Annotated in this window: 16 protein-coding genes; 14 read left to right on the plus strand and 2 right to left on the minus strand. The window is 40.3% G+C overall.

Going from position 1 to position 19,455, the window contains the following annotated elements; translation table 11 throughout:
• Nucleotides 1-24: 24 nt before the first annotated feature.
• The 5 genes from DW981_RS00240 to DW981_RS00260 all read left to right on the plus strand — a co-directional run bounded on the left by DW981_RS00240 (nucleotide 25) and on the right by DW981_RS00260 (nucleotide 5,159).
• Nucleotides 25-642, plus strand: coding sequence for a hypothetical protein (locus tag DW981_RS00240; RefSeq protein ID WP_118506356.1), 618 nt, complete (start codon nucleotides 25-27; stop codon nucleotides 640-642).
• Between the two features lie 78 nt (nucleotides 643-720).
• Complete coding sequence (gene hisA, locus DW981_RS00245) at nucleotides 721-1,506, plus strand: phosphoribosylformimino-5-aminoimidazole carboxamide ribotide isomerase (protein WP_118506357.1); 786 nt, start codon at nucleotides 721-723, stop codon at nucleotides 1,504-1,506.
• A gap of 135 nt (nucleotides 1,507-1,641) precedes the next feature.
• Entirely contained in the window at nucleotides 1,642-2,313 is a 672-nt protein-coding gene (locus DW981_RS00250) for a cell wall hydrolase (protein WP_022026214.1), read from the plus strand.
• A gap of 269 nt (nucleotides 2,314-2,582) precedes the next feature.
• The gene (locus DW981_RS00255; protein ID WP_243034619.1) at nucleotides 2,583-4,280 is read left to right on the plus strand and encodes a glutamine--tRNA ligase/YqeY domain fusion protein; all 1,698 of its coding nucleotides are present in this window, start codon (nucleotides 2,583-2,585) and stop codon (nucleotides 4,278-4,280) included.
• 15 nt (nucleotides 4,281-4,295) lie between these two features.
• The gene (locus tag DW981_RS00260) at nucleotides 4,296-5,159 is read left to right on the plus strand and encodes a DUF2225 domain-containing protein (protein ID WP_022026212.1); all 864 of its coding nucleotides are present in this window, start codon (nucleotides 4,296-4,298) and stop codon (nucleotides 5,157-5,159) included.
• A gap of 213 nt (nucleotides 5,160-5,372) precedes the next feature.
• Here the strand turns inward: DW981_RS00260 and DW981_RS00265 are convergent, their stop codons facing one another.
• Nucleotides 5,373-6,092, minus strand: a complete 720-nt coding sequence (locus DW981_RS00265) for a DUF6062 family protein (protein WP_022026211.1) — start codon at nucleotides 6,090-6,092, stop codon at nucleotides 5,373-5,375.
• Between the two features lie 296 nt (nucleotides 6,093-6,388).
• On the opposite strand from DW981_RS00265, the gene DW981_RS00270 reads away from it, so the two are divergent.
• From DW981_RS00270 to DW981_RS00295, 6 genes are all read left to right on the plus strand, one after another.
• Entirely contained in the window at nucleotides 6,389-6,676 is a 288-nt protein-coding gene (locus DW981_RS00270) for a co-chaperone GroES (RefSeq protein ID WP_022026210.1), read from the plus strand.
• A gap of 13 nt (nucleotides 6,677-6,689) precedes the next feature.
• Nucleotides 6,690-8,315, plus strand: coding sequence for a chaperonin GroEL (gene groL, locus DW981_RS00275; protein WP_022026209.1), 1,626 nt, complete (start codon nucleotides 6,690-6,692; stop codon nucleotides 8,313-8,315).
• A 218-nt stretch (nucleotides 8,316-8,533) separates the two neighbouring features.
• Nucleotides 8,534-9,034 (plus strand): hypothetical protein, encoded by a 501-nt coding sequence (locus tag DW981_RS00280; RefSeq protein WP_118506359.1) that lies wholly within the window; start codon nucleotides 8,534-8,536, stop codon nucleotides 9,032-9,034.
• 72 nt (nucleotides 9,035-9,106) lie between these two features.
• On the plus strand, nucleotides 9,107-10,564 hold the full coding sequence (gene guaB / locus DW981_RS00285) for an IMP dehydrogenase (protein ID WP_118506360.1): 1,458 nt from the start codon (nucleotides 9,107-9,109) through the stop codon (nucleotides 10,562-10,564).
• 14 nt (nucleotides 10,565-10,578) lie between these two features.
• Nucleotides 10,579-11,289, plus strand: a complete 711-nt coding sequence (locus tag DW981_RS00290) for a peptidoglycan recognition family protein (protein WP_118506361.1) — start codon at nucleotides 10,579-10,581, stop codon at nucleotides 11,287-11,289.
• 155 nt (nucleotides 11,290-11,444) lie between these two features.
• A complete protein-coding gene (locus DW981_RS00295) occupies nucleotides 11,445-15,785 on the plus strand; it encodes an InlB B-repeat-containing protein (RefSeq protein WP_118506362.1) in 4,341 nt (1,446 codons plus the stop codon).
• Nucleotides 15,786-15,993: 208 nt separating this feature from the next.
• Here DW981_RS00295 and rpsT read toward each other — a convergent pair whose 3' ends face one another.
• A complete protein-coding gene (rpsT, locus tag DW981_RS00300) occupies nucleotides 15,994-16,257 on the minus strand; it encodes a 30S ribosomal protein S20 (RefSeq protein ID WP_022026205.1) in 264 nt (87 codons plus the stop codon).
• Nucleotides 16,258-17,079: 822 nt separating this feature from the next.
• On the opposite strand from rpsT, the gene DW981_RS14865 reads away from it, so the two are divergent.
• From DW981_RS14865 to spoIIP, 3 genes are all read left to right on the plus strand, one after another.
• Complete coding sequence (locus DW981_RS14865; protein ID WP_147352573.1) at nucleotides 17,080-17,340, plus strand: hypothetical protein; 261 nt, start codon at nucleotides 17,080-17,082, stop codon at nucleotides 17,338-17,340.
• Nucleotides 17,295-17,957 carry a GPR endopeptidase gene (gpr, locus tag DW981_RS00305; protein ID WP_243034620.1) on the plus strand — a complete coding sequence of 221 codons (663 nt, stop codon included), beginning with the start codon at nucleotides 17,295-17,297 and terminating at the stop codon, nucleotides 17,955-17,957. The genes DW981_RS14865 and gpr overlap by 46 nt, the downstream gene beginning before the upstream one ends.
• A gap of 64 nt (nucleotides 17,958-18,021) precedes the next feature.
• Complete coding sequence (gene spoIIP, locus DW981_RS00310) at nucleotides 18,022-19,356, plus strand: stage II sporulation protein P (protein ID WP_118506364.1); 1,335 nt, start codon at nucleotides 18,022-18,024, stop codon at nucleotides 19,354-19,356.
• The last annotated feature ends 99 nt before the right edge of the window (nucleotides 19,357-19,455 follow it).

Below are 19,455 nucleotides of genomic sequence, written 5' to 3' on the forward strand. Positions count from 1 at the left end.
AGAGCGATCATGGAGGAAAAACAGATGAAACATAAAAAAACATTTTGGAGAGGTTTTGGAGCCGGTGTCCTTTTCGCGACAGTTATTTTGGGCATTTCGTGTTTGCTCAGAACATCGGATGCGCAGGTGGTAGCTCGCGCAAAGAAACTTGGTATGGTCTATGAAACCTCTGATAGCAACGCATTGGCGTTAAAATCCAAAGATCAGGAGCAGAAAGCAACGAAAGAGCCGGAACAGACGGACGCTGCTGCAACGCAAAAGCCGGTGCAGAGCATAGAGCCGGCCGCTAGTGAAGATCCATCCAAAGTGCCAACGCCGGAACCATTGGGAGATTCAGGAAATGACACGCAAACCAAGAAAGCTTCAACTAAGAAATCTATTGACAATGATAAAACTATGCAGAATGAGAAAAAGAAGATGGAGAAAGAAGTCAAAAGTTCTGCTAAAAAGTTAAAGATCGTATCGGGTGATATGTCACAGACTGTTAGCAAAAAACTAGAGCGGCTGGGAATTATTGATGATGCCGAATCGTTTGATAATTACATGAATCGTAATGGATACAGTCAAAATATCACGGTGGGATCGTTTTCTATCTCGCCGGATGACACATATCGGGATATTGCAAAGAAGATTACTAAATAAATTTGCATCAGACAGAAGATACGATGTGTTCTCATGTATTATATAAATGCTATTGGATAACAGGAAGGTAGGATCAATATGAAATTTAGACCGTGTATAGATATTCACAATGGATCGGTTAAGCAGATTGTCGGCGGGACATTGAGTGACCGCGGAAATCAGGCAGAGGATAACTTTGTGTCTGAATACGATGCTGCCTTTTACGCCAATATGTATCGTGAAGATGGACTGACAGGGGGACACATTATTTTATTAAATAAAGCGGATAGTGAATATTATGAAGCAGATCTGGCACAGGCAAAAGAAGCATTGACAGCGTTTCCGAGGGGGCTGCAGATTGGCGGTGGTGTGAACTTACAAAATGCGGAGTCCTTTTTGGATATGCAGGCAAGTCATGTGATCGTTACGTCTTTTGTGTTTCGGGATGGCAGGATCGATTGGGATCATCTGAAACAATTAGTATCCCTGGTAGGACGAGAACATTTGGTGTTGGATCTTAGCTGCCGGTTTGTTCAAGATGACTATTATATTGTGACAGACCGTTGGCAGAAGGTTACAAAACAGCATTTTTCTGTCGAAACATTAGAAATGCTGTCGGAATATTGTGATGAATTTCTAGTGCATGCTGTTGATGTTGAAGGGAAAACTTCAGGAGTTGAAAAGCAGGTGATCCAGCGAATGGGCCAATTTCAAGGGTGTCCAATGACTTATGCAGGTGGTATACACAGTCCGCAGGATTTACAGTATATTGCAAAAGCTGCGAATGAAACGGTGGATTATACTATCGGTAGCGCATTGGATCTGTTTGGAGGATCGATCGCCTATAAAAGCATTGTATCCGGTGAATTTGCGGGTGCGATGTAACAATTTTGTAACAAATTTGTAAAACGACTTGCATTTTTCAGAAAACATGATATAATTGTTACATAAATGTTAAGAAATTGTATTAATTTCGCAACAAAATTTGCTGCTTTATAAGTGGCGGAATGGGGATTATTTATGTTTAAGAAATTTGCAATGTTTGTACTGATGATTGGAATGTTGTTCAGCTTCGGGCTCGTACAACAGACAACCGTTTCTGCTGACAGTGCAGTGACTGTTTCAGAAAATACAACAGAGAATAATACAGAGACAATGAGTGTGCCGGTCGTGTCCAGTGCTCCGGTTGCAACAAAGCAGCCGGTTGTTACGAAGACACCGGCAAGAACAAAACAGGTAAAGAAAACAATCGCTAAGTCTAAGAAGACCAAAAAATCAAAAGTTAAGAAAACACGAGCTAAGTACAAGAAATCAGACTTGAGACTTATGGCAAGTATTATTAACTGTGAAGCAGGCGGTGAAAGCTATCAGGGACAGGTTGCTGTTGGTATAGTTGTAATGAACCGCGTAAGATCTAAGCAGTTTCCAAATACCATTCGTAAAGTGATCTATCAGCGTGGACAGTTTTCACCGGTACGTAATGGTATGCTTCGCAAAAAATTAGCACAGTATGATGCCGGAAAGATTCGTTCCAGACAGTGGAAATCATGTATTAAGGCGGCGAAAACAGCTTTGAACGGTCAGACGATCGTCAAGATCAAAGGTAAGACACGTAGCATGAAAGGGGTTCGTTTCTTTAGTGTTGGACTTCCAAATGCAAAATTTCGCTTGGGTGGACATCGATTCAAATAAGAAGATGGATTAGGACAGCGTATGATGCAATACACTGTCCTTTTTATTTTTAGAGGAAACTTTTCGATTCTTATAATCTAAAAAATACTCTGCGAGAATGCGATCACTGCACAGAGGAAGGTTGCATAAGCTGAAGATAAGCCGGAGGTAGATATTATTTTACTTCTTGGAAAGAATGTGATATGATAGTAGGCAATGATAATATGGCTGTGTTAGCGAATGGTTAGATAAGCAGTGGTCATATGATAATTAAGGAGGAATGGATAAAAGTGAGTAACCCAGAGGATATCAAGGATGATCATGAAAAGGAAACAGTTGTTTCCCGTAATTTTATTGAAAATATAATTGATAAGGATTTAGAAGACGGCGTCTATAGCAAAATTGTGACGCGTTTTCCACCGGAGCCAAATGGTTATCTGCATATTGGACATGCGAAATCTATTATTTTGAATTCGGGTCTGGCAAAGGAATATGGCGGAGATTTTCATCTTCGTTTTGACGACACCAATCCGATGAAAGAGAAAGCAGAATTTGTTGAGTCGATCATGGAAGATGTTCGCTGGATCTGTGGTGATCTGGATAAGGAAATGGTCTTTTTTGCATCCGACTATTTTGATCAGATGTATGAATGCGCAGTAAAGCTGATCAAAAAGGGAAAAGCATTTGTGTGTGATCTTAATGCTGAGCAGATGCGTGAATATCGTGGTACACTCAAAGAGGCCGGAAAGAATAGTCCATATCGAGATCGTTCTGTTGAAGAGAACTTGGATCTGTTTGAACGCATGCGCAATGGTGAGTTTGAGGATGGATCATGTGTACTTCGTGCCAAGATTGATATGTCCTCTCCGAACATGAATATGCGTGATCCGGTTATTTATCGTGTGGCAAGAATGCATCATCATAATGCCGGAGACAAGTGGTGTATTTATCCGATGTATGATTTCGCACATCCGATCGAAGATGCGATCGAGGGTGTGACACATTCGATCTGCACGTTGGAATTTGAAGATCATAGACCGTTGTATGACTGGGTAGTTCGTGAATTGGAGTTTGAGAACCCGCCAAAGCAGATTGAGTTTGCAAAATTATATTTGACGAATGTTGTAACCGGTAAGCGTTACATTAAGAAGTTAGTAGAAGATGGTATTGTAGATGGATGGGATGATCCACGTCTCGTGTCGATCGCTGCGCTGCGCCGCCGTGGTTTTACACCGGAATCTATCCGTAATTTTATGGAGTTGTCTGGTGTATCAAAAGCACAGAGCTCTTCTGATTATGCCATGCTTGAGTATTGTATCCGGGAGGATCTCAAGATGAAACGTCCGCGTATGATGGCGGTTCTTGATCCGGTCAAGCTTGTTATTACAAATTATCCGGAAAATGAGATTGAATATCTGGACGTTGCAAACAATCAGGAAAATGAGGAAATGGGAACCCGTAAGGTGCCATTTGGACGCGAATTATATATTGATCGTGCTGATTTTATGATCGAACCGCCGAAAAAGTATTTCCGTTTGTATCCGGGCAATGAAGTTCGATTGATGAATGCATATTTTGTAACTTGTACCGATTATATTACAGATGATGACGGGAATGTGACAGAGATTCATTGTACGTATGATCCGGAGACTAAGAGCGGAAGCGGTTTTACGGGAAGAAAGGTAAAAGGAACCATTCAATGGGTATGTGCCGAGACAGCCGAGAGGGCAGAAGTTCGTTTATACGAAAATATTGTCGATGAGGAAAAGGGCGTGTACAATGAGGATGGAACCATAAATGTTAATCCAAACTCGTTGACAATACTTGAAAATTGCTATGTGGAGCCAGCGTTAGCAGAAGCAAAACCTATGGATAGTTTTCAGTTTGTGCGTCAGGGATATTTCTGTGTAGATTCCAAAGATTCTACAGAGGATCATCTCGTTTTTAACCGCATTGTATCGTTAAAGAGTTCATATCGTCCAAAATAAGGAGGCAAAAGCGACATGGGGTTATTTTCAGGTTTGGAAAAATTTGGCTTAGGTAAGCTGGAAAAAATGGATGTTTTCGAAGAAGAAAAGAAAAGAGATGCAGTCGAACATCCGAAAAAGGATCAAAAGCCACAGATTCAAGAAGAAGATTTATTGTTTGATAAATCATTTACTTGTCCGGTATGTGATGAGGAATTTCATTCAAAAATGGTGCGTACCGGTAAGGTAAAGTTATTGTCGGCGGACAGTGATCTGCGACCAAAATATCAGATGGTTGATTCGTTAAAATATGATGCATTAGTGTGTCCACACTGTGGCTATGCTGCATTAAGCAGATTCTTTAAGTTTATGCTTCCTGCACAGGCTAAGATGATTCGTGAAAACATCACGGCTAATTTTAAGGGAATCGACACATCGGCAAGTACATATTCTTACGATGACGCAATTATGAGACATCAGCTTGCACTTGCAAATGCTGTTGTCAAAAAGGCTAAGACAAGCGAAAAAGCATATACTTGTCTGAAAATGGCATGGCTATACCGTGGCAAAGCAGAAAATCTTCCAAAAGATAGTAAAGACTATCAGACACAGATCATAGAATTAAAAAAGCAGGAGTTAGAATTGCTCAAAAATGCTTGTGAGGGATTTAAATCTGCATATAGCAAGGAAACGTTTCCAATGTGTGGCATGGATGAGATCACGATGATGTATTTGATCGCAGATCTTTGTCGTAGAATTGGACATTTTGACGAATCAAAACGGTGGATTTCCAGTGTACTTACAAGCCGCGGCGCGAATGAGCGCATTAAGAACAAGGCGAGAGATCTTAAAGATATGGTTGAAAAGGATGTGGAACGCTTGTCCAAAGTAAAACATTAAATTGTTTCATATTCGCAATGTTACATAAAAAAATGAGGACATCACGGAAAACCTGTGATGTCCTTTTTTTAGGGTATAGGAAAATGCTCGTAGCGCAGAGGGAAGCCAACAAGAATTGCTTTAGCAATTCTTGCAAAGCGCTGGCTTTGCTTTTTTATGCGTATATGTCGCAAATGATATGCAATGTTATCTGTCTGCTTGAAATAAAGCAGATTATTCTGCAATAATGGTATGATTTGTTTTTATAATACTTCTTGGTAGTGCATCTTTAGAATTTTTCCATGGTGCATTTTCGTTTCGATAATCAAATTTATCGGTAAACCACTCCAGATCATCTGTCACACGCTTCATATTATCCAAGTATAGGCGGTTGAGATCATCCAAAAAAGTATCTAATTTCCTACCGGACCATTTGGTGCAGGCTGCAGTGCGCAGATCTGCATAGTGCTTGGTACAAACACCCTTTCCCTGTTGAAAAACTGCCCGAAAATCTGAATCTTTATCATAACAGTAGAGTACAGTGTCAAGATAACGATCAAAGATTCGATGCATACGGTTACAGACATAGCAGGAATTTTCCAGCGTTTCTAAATACTCTGTCAGAGGATCGGTTTCTTTTTTTCCAAATAATCCTTTTTTAGGAGATGTTTGTGATTTTAGTAATGTTTCAATGCGATCATTTGTGCGTTTCATATGAGTATGAAGCATTAAAGCGAGCCCCAGACGATTCTGATATCCGTACATTTTTTGAATATGGTGGCTGCAAAATCCAGTTTCATTGGTTTCCATACGGACATCATCTTCCATATAGCTTGGTCCCATGACAAACTCAATGGATTCTTTTTCAAGATCTTCATATAATTTACAGACCGGGCATTCGCAGTCGGTGCGGAATGCATCTCCGACAGGAATCGTAAACAATTGTTCTTTCAAGTATTTTCCTCCATTCCTAACGCTGCGCTCTTTTACTGTGTCTGATCGTACGGCGTTATTTTCTTTTTCTTATATTTTACAGGAATTGCGGGAAAAAGAAAAGGGAAAGTAAGAAAATACAAAAAGTGAGAAAATAAGAGAATAAGAAAGAAAATAAAAGAATAATATGAAAATAGACAAAAATACAGAAACGCTCTATATTGCATATCCAAAGAAAATGAAATATATTATGCATATGGTTAGCACTCGAATATAGCGAGTGCTAGTAACAGGAAATCAAAAAGGAGGTTTTTAGAATGAAGTTAGCACCTTTAGGAGACAGAGTCGTATTAAAGCAGCTCGAAGCAGAGGAGACAACAAAATCAGGAATTGTATTACCGGGTAACGCACAGGAGAAACCACAGCAGGCGGAGATCATTGCAGTTGGACCTGGCGGAATTGTAGATGGTAAAGAGGTTGAGATGCAGGTTGCAGTTGGTGATAAAGTAATTTATTCCAAGTACGCCGGCACAGAAGTAAAATTAGACGGCGAAGAGTTTATTGTAGTTCGTCAGAATGATATTGTAGCAAAAGTAGTTGATTAAGGAGGAATCTAAAATGGCAAAAGAGATTAAATTTGGTGCAGATGCCAGAGCCGCATTGGAAGCGGGCGTAAATAAATTAGCAGATACTGTTAAAGTTACATTGGGACCAAAAGGAAGAAACGTTGTTCTAGACAAATCTTTTGGGGCTCCATTGATCACAAACGATGGTGTTACGATCGCAAAAGATATTGAGTTAGAAGATGGTTTTGAAAATATGGGAGCACAGCTTGTAAAAGAGGTTGCTACTAAGACAAATGATGTTGCCGGAGATGGTACTACAACAGCTACCGTACTTGCACAGGCAATGATCAACGAAGGAATGAAGAACTTAGCAGCAGGTGCTAATCCAATCATTCTTCGCAAAGGAATGAAGCAGGCTTGTGATTGTGCAGTAGATGCGATCGCACAGATGAGTTCTAAAGTAACCGGTAAAGATCAGATTGCAAGAGTTGCAGCAATTTCTGCAGGAGATGATTCTGTTGGAGAGATGGTTGCAGATGCAATGGAAAAGGTTTCTAACGATGGAGTTATTACAATTGAAGAGTCTAAGACCATGAAGACAGAACTTGACCTCGTAGAAGGTATGCAATTTGATCGTGGTTATGTTTCCGCATATATGGCAACAGATATGGATAAGATGGAAGCAAATCTTGATAATCCATATATTTTGATCACAGATAAGAAGATCTCCAATATTCAGGAAATCTTGCCACTTTTGGAAGAGTCTATGCAGGCTGGTGCCAAATTATTGATCATTGCAGAGGATGTAGAGGGCGAGGCATTGACAACCTTAGTTCTGAACCGTCTGCGTGGTACATTAAATGTTGTTGCAGTTAAGGCTCCTGGTTATGGTGACCGTAGAAAAGCAATGCTTGAGGATATTGCTATTTTGACAGGTGGTACTGTGATTTCCGAGGAAGTTGGATTGGAATTAAAAGATACCACATTAGCACAGTGTGGTCGTGCAAAATCTGTAAAAGTTCAGAAAGAGAATACTGTTATCGTTGATGGTGAAGGCGATAAGGCAGCGATTGAGGCAAGAGTATCTCAGATCCGTGCACAGATTGAGGAGACAACATCTGATTTTGACCGTGAGAAATTGCAGGAGAGACTTGCAAAACTTGCCGGCGGTGTTGCAGTTGTTCGTGTTGGTGCAGCTACAGAAACAGAGATGCAGGAAGCTAAGCTTCGTATGGAAGATGCTTTAGCAGCAACAAAAGCAGCTGTTGAAGAAGGTATCATTTCCGGTGGTGGATCTGCATACATTCATGCATCTAAGAAGGTTGCAGCTATGGCAGCTAACTTGGAAGGAGATGAAAAGACCGGTGCCAACATTATCTTGAAAGCACTGGAAGCTCCGCTTACAACAATTGCATACAATGCAGGTTTGGAAGGTGCTGTTATTATCAACAAAGTACGTGAATCTGACGAAGGTGTTGGTTTCAACGCATTGACAGAAGAGTATGTTGACATGGTTAAGGCTGGTATCGTAGATCCTGCTAAAGTTACAAGAAGTGCATTACAGAACGCAACAAGTGTTGCATCTACACTTCTTACAACAGAATCTGTAGTATCAACGATCAAAGAGGATGTTCCAGCAATGCCGGCAGGAGGAGCAGGCGGAATGGGTATGATGTAATCCGGATCCTTCAAAGTATATCGTTGTAGTATATAGAGCATAATTTATGTTCTGAATAGGCTGCTCTTTTGCAGATCCCAAAGGATTGCAAAAGAGCAGTTATTTTTTCAATATACAGAGAAATCAGAGGTATATTATTTTTTCAAGGGACACTCTTGAGAAAATAATGTAAATTTGTTACAATATTATTGTACCGAACGTAGAATGGAGATTGAGATATGGAACCATTATATTCAGAGACCTATTTAGAGGCCATGATGCCGAAGGAACGCAGACAGAAGCGTAACCTGATGATTGCAATATGTATCATTTTGCCTATTGTTGATCTATTGGTGTTGCATAGTGCGCTGCTTCTTTTTTTTGTTGTAGTAATTGATGCGGTAATGATCGTACTTCTGCCTAAGAAACAGACTGCGTATGAGTATGTGTTTGTAGACGGACAGATTGATTTTGATGCAATATATGGTGGTGAGCAGCGTGTCAATATACAGAAGATTGATTTAGAAAAGGTTGATATTGTGGCACCGGAACAGTCACATGCTTTAGATTCGTATCAGCAGATACCGTTAAAGGACTGCTCTTCCGGATTTGACAAGGACAGGCATTATATAGCGGTATACCGTGGAGATGATGGAAACAGTGTACGGATACGTTTCACGCCGGATGAAACACTTTTGAACAATATGAAAGCAAAAGCAAGAAGTAAAATTCAGAGTTGACAAACGTAATGGAATGGCGTATACTTTTCAAAATATTTTAAAGAATAAACATGCATAAGGAGGAAAACAAAAATGGGTACGATAATCGGTGATGGCGTAACCTTTGACGACGTATTATTAGTTCCACAGTATTCGGAGGTAATTCCGAATCAGGTATCATTGAAGACAAATTTGACCAAGAAGATTCAGTTGAACATTCCTATGATGAGTGCAGGAATGGATACGGTAACAGAGTATCGCATGGCAATTGCGATGGCAAGACAGGGTGGTATTGGAATTATTCACAAGAATATGTCTATTGAGGCACAGGCTGATGAGGTAGACAAGGTAAAACGTTCGGAGAATGGTGTTATCACAGATCCATTTTATTTATCTCCAGAGCATACATTGGAAGATGCTAACCGTTTAATGGCAAAATTTCGTATTTCCGGTGTGCCGATCACAGAGGGTAAGAAATTAGTTGGTATTATTACAAACCGCGATCTTAAGTTCGAGACAGATTATACGAAGAAGATCAGTGAAGTTATGACTTCAGAAGGTTTGATCACTGCAGAGCAGGGAATTACGTTAGAGGAAGCTAAGAAAATCCTGGGAGCTTCCCGCAAAGAAAAGCTTCCATTGGTAGATAAAGAGGGCAATCTGACAGGACTTATCACGATCAAGGATATAGAGAAGCAGATCAAATATCCGTTGGCAGCCAAAGACTCTCAGGGACGTCTTCTTTGTGGTGCTGCAGTTGGTATTACAGCAAACGTATTAGATCGTGTAGCTGCTTTGGTAGAAAAGCATGTTGACTGTATCGTGTTGGATTCTGCACATGGACATAGTGCAAACGTGCTTCGTTGTGTCAAGATGATCCGTGAAGCTTATCCGGATCTTCAGATCATTGCCGGTAATGTGGCAACGGCTGAGGGAACAGAAGCTTTGATCAAAGCCGGTGCTGACTGTGTTAAGATTGGAATAGGACCGGGATCTATTTGTACAACACGTGTTGTAGCAGGTATTGGTGTACCACAGATGACAGCGATCATGAATGCTTATGAGGCAGCTAAAAAGTATGATGTACCGATCATTGCAGATGGCGGTATCAAGTATTCCGGAGATATGACAAAGGCCTTGGCAGCCGGAGCGAGTGTCTGCATGATGGGAAGTATCTTTGCAGGATGTGATGAAAGCCCTGGAACATTCGAGCTGTTCCAAGGACGTAAATATAAAGTTTATCGTGGAATGGGATCTATTGCAGCAATGGAGAATGGTAGTAAAGACCGCTATTTCCAGACAGATGCTAAGAAGCTTGTTCCAGAAGGTGTAGAAGGACGTGTGGCATACAAAGGAACTGTGGAGGACACCGTATTCCAGTTGATCGGTGGTATCCGGTCCGGTATGGGTTACTGTGGAGCACAGGATATTCCTACATTGCAGGAAACATCTCGGTTTGTTAAGATTTCCGCTGCTTCTTTGAAAGAGAGTCATCCACATGACATTCACATTACAAAGGAAGCACCAAACTATAGCATTGAAGGAAATTAAGAAGTGAATGACCGATGAAGAAATGGACTGCAAGGCAAAAATTACAAATGAAGCGTCAGATTGCGCTGATCAGTGCTGTCACATTAGTTGTGTTGTTACTGCTTACAGGCAGTTTGACGGCCTACCAGTCGATTCGGGCAGAGCAATGGAGAAAGCAGGAAGAGAAAGAAAGACAGGCGTTGTTTGTCAAGGTTACCAAGCCGGAAATACGTCCTGCGCTTCTTACTCCTAATAAAAATTCCAGACCACAGACTAAGCTAAAAAAAGTCAATGGAATCGTTGTTCATTATACAGCGAATCCCGGTACTGATGCGATGGCAAACCGTAATTATTTCGAAAGTCGAAAGGACAAGCCGGATCAGACAAAATATAAAGTGAGCAGTCACTTTATCATTGGCTTGGATGGGACGATCGTACAGTGTATTCCGCTGGATGAGATTTCGTATGCATCAAATGATCGCAATAAAGATACGGTTTCTATTGAATGTTGTCATCCAAATAAATCTGGCAAGTTTTCTGCGGCTACACAGACCGCTTTGATCCAGTTGTGTGCCTGGTTATGCGGAAACTATGGGATGGATACGTCTGATATCATCAGGCATTATGATGTGACGGGAAAGATGTGCCCGAAATATTATGTGAAACATAAAGATGCATGGACTACCCTTAAAAAGAATATTTCTATAGAACTTTCTCGGTATTCAAAAAAGGAAACCGAGAAGTAACATATGAATGATATTGTACAAAACAGAGAATAATCACACGTTATTCTCTGTTTTTTTGTAATATTTATCAATAGATTTTTTTGAGTTATACGATATAATTATTAATAATATGGGATATAAAAATACGTATGTAAGCTGTTTGGAATGGAGGGAAAATGACCAGAACAGCGAAAATAATGGTTATAATGTTTTTTTGCCTGACCGGACTGCTTACGGTTGAGCAGAAAGCGGCATCTGCACAAAGCACATTGGAAAAGAATGTCATTTACGATCAGGACAAGATAGGAACGTATCAAAATGAATTGGAACAATCAGCAGATCCATCTGTATCGGTTGTTGGTGTGAAAGTGCGATTAAAGCAATCGCTTGGTTATGATGTCATTACCTATGCTGCAGATACTTGGAACAAAACTGCAGATGGTACGTGGAAGTATATTGGAACAGAAGTGGACGGAGAGCAGGGACAGTTTGGTTCGAAGATGCATTCTTATTCCTCAATTAATATATTGGGGTATACCTCTCCACGTTTTGGCATTATTACGGGTATGATGCGTAATTATATGTCTAAGAAATTGCCGGAAGAGTATTCGGTTGTTACACGTAAAATCGTACGAGGTACAGAAACTTCAAGGACGACGCAGTATTCTTTTCAAACACAAGAGCAGTTAGCAAAACAGAAGGATTCTCTGCTGCATGCTCTTCGAGGGAATGGAGAGGTGATTTCTGTATGCGAACATGTAGCAACAGGCACATCTTATGAATACACGATCTATCCGGCACAAACTATTGATGTTTCTCAAAAGAAAATTGCTATCAATACGGGCAGTTGCGCTGTTGAGCAGGTCGGCACGGCATTTTTTGATGGTTCTCATTATTATTTGTATAAACTGCCAAAACTGTGTGCACCGACAGGATATACGATGGATCTGGAAGGCTGGTATGACCAAAAGCAGGGAGGAACAAAATACGAAGAGGGTTCTTTGCTGCCTGTGAATAAGACACTCTATGCCAGATACACGTTGACAAAAAATAAGTATTCCGTGATATGTATTGATAAGATACGGGATAGTAAGGGCATTGAGCTTGGGAGAACAGAATGGATGCAGGAATATGCCACGACAGCAGACGGTGCGTCCAGAGGAAGTGTGCCGTTACCGGATACATATTACGAAGGTGTACGTTATATTGGTGCAACGAGACAGTCAGTCGGTACGGCACAGACAATTGTTTATCGTTTTTTTGATTATGCCGATTATGCAGTGACAGTTGTAGATGTTGTAAAATCAACGGCAGCAAAAGATGTTGTTTTAGGTTCGCATCAGATACAGTGTCCTTATCAGAAATTTATTTCCGGAGGAGAACTGGTGGGTGATAATACCGAAGAAGGAGCGTATTATTTGGGATATGTATATCGTTCGGATACCTCAGATCGTGTTTTGACAAAGGGAACGACGGTCTATCGGTATTTTAGTCCGATCACGTATGATGTGTTATTTGATGGTAATGGAGCGACAGAAGGAGAAATGGAACCGATGCAGGGATGTCGGTATGGTTTGACTTATACGTTGCCGTTGAATTCTTTCAAACGGAATATTAAAGTTCGTTTTGATCTGCAAGCAGAAGATGCTGTATTTGGAGACGATGAGATATCTATTGCATGTCCTTTTGAGGGGTGGTCAGACAAAGAAGATGGTTCTGTACTGTTTCAAAATGGAGCATCATTTTTAAATCTTTTGGATTGTTCCGGGACAAAACAATGGTATGCACATTGGGGCGAAGCTGCTTATACCGTGCAAAAGATGCCAAATCGCATGGGATATCAATTCGCAGGATGGTCTACAGATCCCAATGCGGTGCAGGGACAGTCTGCGTTTTCATTTTCTGAAGATACAACATTGTATGCAATCTGGAAAGCAGATGTTGTAGAGTATCATGTTGAATATTACAAAGAAAAACTCGATGGACTTTTTGAAAAAGCAGCTTCGTATGCTTTTCATGGTTATACCGGTAAAGAGATTTCTGTTGAGAATGTGGAGCAATTATATCCCGGATACTATATTGATGCGACATCGTCGACATTATCCGGACGTATTAAAGGAGACGGAAGTCTTGTGCTGTCCGTATATTATCGTCGTAATTCCTATTCACTGCAGTTCCATTTGGAAGGTGGAAGCCTGCCGGCAGAATACAGGGAATTGAAAGGAAAATATGAAGAGACGATCACAATTCCTAAGGAAACACCGAAGAAAGAGCGTTGCGAATTTTTAGGATGGACAGCAGATCGCGGTAGTACACAAATATACATCAAGGCAGGAGAAACGTATCATATACCAAATCATGATCAGATTTTGTATGCGGTATGGAAACCGGATAGTTATAAGGTTAAGTATATGTTGGACGATCATTCCAATGAAGTTGTTATAGAAAAAGAATATGCATATGATGAAGAATTGGATATGCCGGAATGTACCAGTGACAAGAAAGGGTATCAGTTTGTTGGCTGGAAATTTATGGATAGAGAAGATGCAGGCTGTTACCAGGCGGGAGATCGATTAGAAAGCCTTTATCGGGTTAAAGATGAGGTGATCCGAATGTATGCTGTTTGGAGACCGGTACAAGGTAATATTATATTCGATGCCAATTTTGAGGAGGAAGAAGATGCAGTAAGCGGAACGATGAATCCCATTTTTTACCAATATGAAAGTGAATGCTTGATTCCAGACAATAAATATAAGTTGGCGGGTTATACGTTCGCGGGTTGGAGTATGAAGCGTGATGGAAGTGGCAAACGTTATCATACCGGAGATGACCTTAAGAATGTATTTGATACAGAAGGAGATCATACGTTATATGGAGTGTGGAAAACAGCAACCGATACACCGTTTCGGATTCGGTTATGTAAAACAAATGTTGCAGGCGACAAAGAAATCGAAGAAGTGCTTCATCTGCAGGGAGAGACTAATTGTTCGGTCAGACAGGCTTTGTTTGACTTTTATGAAATGGATTCACTGGAGAAAGTATTTCATGGATTTAAGGTGGTTGATAGTAATGCTCTTAATACAACAATTCGACGGGATGGTTCCACAGAGGTGACCATTCATCTCCAAAGAAAAACATATCGTGTTATTGTTATGTCTGAAACTGAGAAACCATATTATGAGAAAGAGTGTATTTATGAAGAGGAGATCACTCTTCCTACGGAACTGGAAGGTGTAGGAAATGTTGCCAGATATTCCAGTGAAAACGGTATGAATTATTCTGGTGACCTCCCTTTTTCAGTGATGGATGATATGACACTAGTTCCTCAACATAGTGTATGTTATTGGTTAGATGGTCAGATTGAAGAACAATTTGTAACTCACGGCAAAGAAACAGAAGCGTTCACTCCGGAAGAAAAAGGATATTGCTTTGATGGCTGGTATACATCAAAAGAACTGGATGCGAGATTCTGTGATGCTGGAGAACGAATTTCTGTATCTGAAAATATGACGTTGTATGGAAAATGGACCACCAATAAAAAGAGTTATACGATCACATATGATTTTGGAGATTACGATGATGTTATTGCATTGGAAGAGTTGACGCCATGTTATACGTATGGCGGGACAGTTCTGCTGCCGACAGCAGTGCAATTAGATATACCGGATCGTTATGAGTTTGTCGGATGGTACGAAAAGGGAGATGAGACACATAAAATAATCCGCCGTATAATCGGTTCTATGTACGGAGACAAAACATTTTGTCTATATTTACGTGAACGGACAGTTTTGCCAACGCCAACACTTCCATCAGCTTCTGAGATTCCGTCACCAAGTGTAGAGCCGATGGATCCTTCGACAACAGACGATCCGTCATCAAGTGATACACCGTTAGACCCATCTGTATCTGCTGCACCAATGCCAAGTAATGTTCCAAACAATTCAGCATCGAATCTGCCTCAGACACCGAATAAAACAATTATTCAGAATCCTCTTCAAGGATCGGATAAGAAGTTAGGAAAGGCGCAAAATGATACCTTTACCGTACGTAAGATCACGTATCGGGTTTTATCGGTGAAGAAGAAGACAGTAACGGTTACCGGAGCAGATAAATCTATATCGGTGTTGCGTATTCCGGCTAGTGTCACAAAGAATCGTGTGAAGTACCGTGTTGTGAAAGTCTCTTCCAAAGCTTTTTATAAACACAATAATCTTCGAAAAGTGATCATTGGTAAACATGTTACAGCTATCGGAAATAAAGCATTTGCTTATAACCGAAAGCTAAAATTTGCCTCATTGGGCAGATCGGTGACGAAGATCGGTACAAAATCTTTTTATGGAAATAAAAAGTTAAAGAAACTGGTGATTTCCGGTAAAAAATTACGCACAGTTGGAACAAAAGCCTTTTCATCTGGTCAATCCGGAAAGATTATTGTTAAAGCGGTGAAAGGAAAACAGAAAAAATATTGTCGTTTATTGCGGAAAGCGGGCATGAAAAGTAAGATTCGAGTCTCGTGATCAAAGACAAAAAGTGAGATTCGGTTTTAAGGATTAAAAGTGTTGCAGATTAAAATTTAAGTTTGATAAGCCGGATTGGTCTTGATACATGGAGTAGTATAGTGAGAAAATAGGAACGAAAAAATAGTAGTAAGAAAACTGCAACGAAAAACGGAGAAAAACCATCCACACCATTGATGGTTTTTCTCCGTAATATTTCTAAAAAGAATTATGCAATTTTATTTACTGCAATTGTTAAGCGAGAGATTTTTCTGGAAGCATTCTTCTGATGATAAACACCTTTGCTTGCAGCTTTATTAATCTCAGAAATTGCAGCCGTTAAAGCTGTTGTTGCTGCAGCCTTATCGTTAGCAGCGATTGCAGCATCTACCTTTTTGATAGCAGTCTTAACTTTGGAGCGGATTGCTTTGTTACGCTCAGCATTTCTGCGCTCAACTAATATTCTCTTCTTTGCTGATTTAATGTTAGCCATTTCTTTTACACCTCCCAATCGTGAAATCTTTGTGTTTCATCAAACCGGACACGGTCGGCTTTGAGTAAACATACTCATATATAATAAAGAATATAGCAAGGAATGTCAATACATAAATTTCAAAAAAGTGGAAAAATTAAGAATAACTCAAACTTCCCATACCGGAAGTTATTGCTCAAACCACATATTGCTTATTATGTCAATGACTATATTGCATTTTGCAGCCACTAAAAAGTGGTTTCTGCCATCCGAGAACTATAGTAATTGCCTTGCCGCATTTTGTTTTTATCGTGATTTCTAAATTTTGTTGTCTCTGATGTATGATTTACATGCCTTACGGAGAACTCGAAGTCCCGGAAGCGAGGTATTCATCATTTTTGAAAGGGACTTTGCGCTCGTCGTTACTTATGTCTCGTATCTTAGAGACATTAAGTAACGTGACGTAGCGCATCGTAGCGAAAGCGTCCCGTCCAAAAATCGATGATACCTTGCTAAACCGGGACATCTCAAGCATTCCTTCAGGCATGTATTCATCAGAGACTTAACAAAATAAGAAATCACTATAAAAACATTGCGTTCTGCGGCAATTATCTTAGTTCTCGGCTGACAGAACAATTTAGTTTATCGGCTGCAAAATATTCTATTTATTGCCGACATAATGAGCCCACAGTGCTCATCTTTGGAGTTTCTTTGAAACTCCATTATGCGCAGAAATCATGCGCAAGTATTATGACATAATAAGCAATATGTGGTTGTGGGGAATTTGAGGTGTGGGAAGTTTGAGTAAGAATAATTATAGCATTGTTGTGAGGAGGAATGGGGATGGATAACAGGGCAATGGAGAAACATACGGATCTGGCGATTGAAGTTCGAGAAAGTTTTCCGGAAGATTCCGTGGAAATTGATGGGGTATGCTTGGAGAAGCATACTTTGGCAGGTGGAGAACTTTTGGTGACACGTGTCATTATTAAGGATCAGCATGGGGCAGAACAAATGGGAAACCGGTTGGAGATTATTTTACGCTGGAGTTTCAATCCTTGGAAGCACAGGAGACGATCCAAAAAGAAATATATAAAATTTTAGATTGTCTGCTGCCGGTGAAAGATCATTTATCAGTGTTAGTGACCGGTTTAGGAAATCGTTTCGCAACTCCGGATGCACTCGGCCCTTATGTTGTAGAACACATTCAAGTAAATCGTCATCTGGAAACAGACCCTGCTGTTATGTTCAGTGCAGTGATTCCAGGGGTTATGGCACAGACCGGAATTGAGAGTGGTGAAATATTAGGTGGTATTATTAACACGGTCAAACCCGATGTGCTGCTTGTCGTTGATGCTCTGGCCACCAGCAGTGTGCGTAGATTATGCCATACGATACAGATTACGGACACCGGAATTTCGCCGGGAGCAGGTATTGGAAATCATCGTTTTCCGGTAAATCAGGAGACAATGGGAATACCTGTAATCGCAATTGGTGTACCTACGGTGGTTGATGCTAATACTATTGTTATTAACACAATGGAAGAATTTCTCCAAAAAGAAGGTCTGGCTGAGCAGGATATAGATACGTTTCTAAGGGATGTTAGTAAACAGTCCATTCAAGATCTTTTTGTTACACCTAAAGATATTGAAATGCAGATCCGTGAGATCGGAAAGCTGATCGCCGGAGGGATCGATCAATTCCAGTCGGGGATGGAATAGTTTCTTATGTTGCATCATAAGCTAGGATAGAAACCCTTGGAAACTTGCATAGAAAAGAGGAAACATGGATCGGACGAGTTGGCAGACCATTAAATGCGGGATTAAACTTACCATACTTTTGTCGATTTTGCTTTGGAGCGGGATTTTGGTCGTTGGACTGCATAGACAGTATCAATTGCTTGCCAAAGCTAAGGATCAGGTGGAAAAGGATTTGGTTGGATTTGGCTTTTCCAGCAGTAAGATGGCCGAAAAACAGTCCGGTAGTTCGCTGCTTACAGGACAGACAGCGCTATTACACTATCTGCAGGATCAAAGGAATGGAGAGGATAATGCGGCAACAGTGGCAGCATGGAAACAGCAAAAAGCGGGGAAAAGCTCATTAGTTAAGATGAAAAATACGAAGACATCATCACAGAAAACATCTGCGTCCAAAGCCGGTGCCACAGGGAAAGTATTATATGTATTTAATAATAAAAGCAATGATATTACTAAGTATAACAGAGCAGTCTCACCGTCAAGGCAGACTGCCGTCAATAGTACATCAAAAGCACCAAAACGCAGGGAAGTACAAAAGAAAGAGTTGTTCACTGCTTATAAGGGAAACAAAACGTTAGAACAAAAAAAGATTTCTAAACTATACCAAAATATGGACACGAAGTATCTGTTGAAGAATTTTTATATTATTGATTCTTCGACTTCCGTAGATAAGAAGATATTTCAACCAAAAACACTATTAAAGATGTCGATGCAAATAAAGAAAAAAAAGACACCACAAATATTGATCTATCATACGCATGCGGCATCGGAACGATTTGCAAATAGCCGTGCAAATAAAGATGAAGACAGCATTGTGGGAGTGGGGGAAGAGCTGGCACAGATATTAACGCGTAAATACGGATATCATGTGATTCATGATGAAACAAAATATGATATGGTGAAAGGAAGTATTGATCGCAATAAGGCGTATAATCAGTCGGGCGATGGAGTGAAGAGATTGCTTCAAAAATACCCGGATATACAGGTGATCATTGATCTTCACCGGGATGGTGTGGGCAATAAAGTGCACAGATTAACGTCTATTAAAGGAAAACGTACCGCACAGGTCATGTTTTTTAATGGATTGTCCCGTAATCAAAAGGGAAACATCGCATATTTACATAATGATAATCTACAGGCAAATCTAGCCTTTAGTCTTCAAATGAAGATTGCCTGCATGAAAACATACCCGGGTTTTGCAAAGCCGATCTATCTGAAAAATTATCGCTACAATCTACATATGAAGCAGCGCTCTCTATTGATAGAGCTTGGTAATGAAAATAATACCGTGGAAGAAGCCAAAAATGCAATGACACCGTTAGCAGATGTGCTGCATCAGGTGCTTTCCGGAAAAAACAAATAACGGTTCCCATTTTTTGAAAGAGAAAACGGTATTTTCACTAATTTATGGGTACAAAAGGAAATGGCAGCCGCTTTTTGCAATTTTGTTTGCGGGAAACAG

Origin of the sequence: Clostridium sp. AM49-4BH, from assembly GCF_003478335.1 — a bacterium.
Taxonomy (GTDB): Bacteria; Bacillota; Clostridia; order Lachnospirales; family Lachnospiraceae; genus Butyribacter.

What these genes read in the sequence shown, in the direction of transcription:
- DW981_RS00280 (WP_118506359.1), top strand. Translation starts at nt 8,534, where the DNA reads ATGGAACCATTATATTCAGAGACCTATTTAGAGGCCATGATGCCGAAG.
- DW981_RS14865 (WP_147352573.1), top strand. Translation starts at nt 17,080, where the DNA reads ATGGATAACAGGGCAATGGAGAAACATACGGATCTGGCGATTGAAGTT.
- guaB (WP_118506360.1), top strand. Translation starts at nt 9,107, where the DNA reads ATGGGTACGATAATCGGTGATGGCGTAACCTTTGACGACGTATTATTA.
- DW981_RS00250 (WP_022026214.1), top strand. Translation starts at nt 1,642, where the DNA reads ATGTTTAAGAAATTTGCAATGTTTGTACTGATGATTGGAATGTTGTTC.
- DW981_RS00290 (WP_118506361.1), top strand. Translation starts at nt 10,579, where the DNA reads ATGAAGAAATGGACTGCAAGGCAAAAATTACAAATGAAGCGTCAGATT.
- DW981_RS00260 (WP_022026212.1), top strand. Translation starts at nt 4,296, where the DNA reads ATGGGGTTATTTTCAGGTTTGGAAAAATTTGGCTTAGGTAAGCTGGAA.
- hisA (WP_118506357.1), top strand. Translation starts at nt 721, where the DNA reads ATGAAATTTAGACCGTGTATAGATATTCACAATGGATCGGTTAAGCAG.
- spoIIP (WP_118506364.1), top strand. Translation starts at nt 18,022, where the DNA reads ATGGATCGGACGAGTTGGCAGACCATTAAATGCGGGATTAAACTTACC.
- groL (WP_022026209.1), top strand. Translation starts at nt 6,690, where the DNA reads ATGGCAAAAGAGATTAAATTTGGTGCAGATGCCAGAGCCGCATTGGAA.
- rpsT (WP_022026205.1), bottom strand. Translation starts at nt 16,257, where the DNA reads ATGGCTAACATTAAATCAGCAAAGAAGAGAATATTAGTTGAGCGCAGA.
- DW981_RS00270 (WP_022026210.1), top strand. Translation starts at nt 6,389, where the DNA reads ATGAAGTTAGCACCTTTAGGAGACAGAGTCGTATTAAAGCAGCTCGAA.
- DW981_RS00295 (WP_118506362.1), top strand. Translation starts at nt 11,445, where the DNA reads ATGACCAGAACAGCGAAAATAATGGTTATAATGTTTTTTTGCCTGACC.
- DW981_RS00240 (WP_118506356.1), top strand. Translation starts at nt 25, where the DNA reads ATGAAACATAAAAAAACATTTTGGAGAGGTTTTGGAGCCGGTGTCCTT.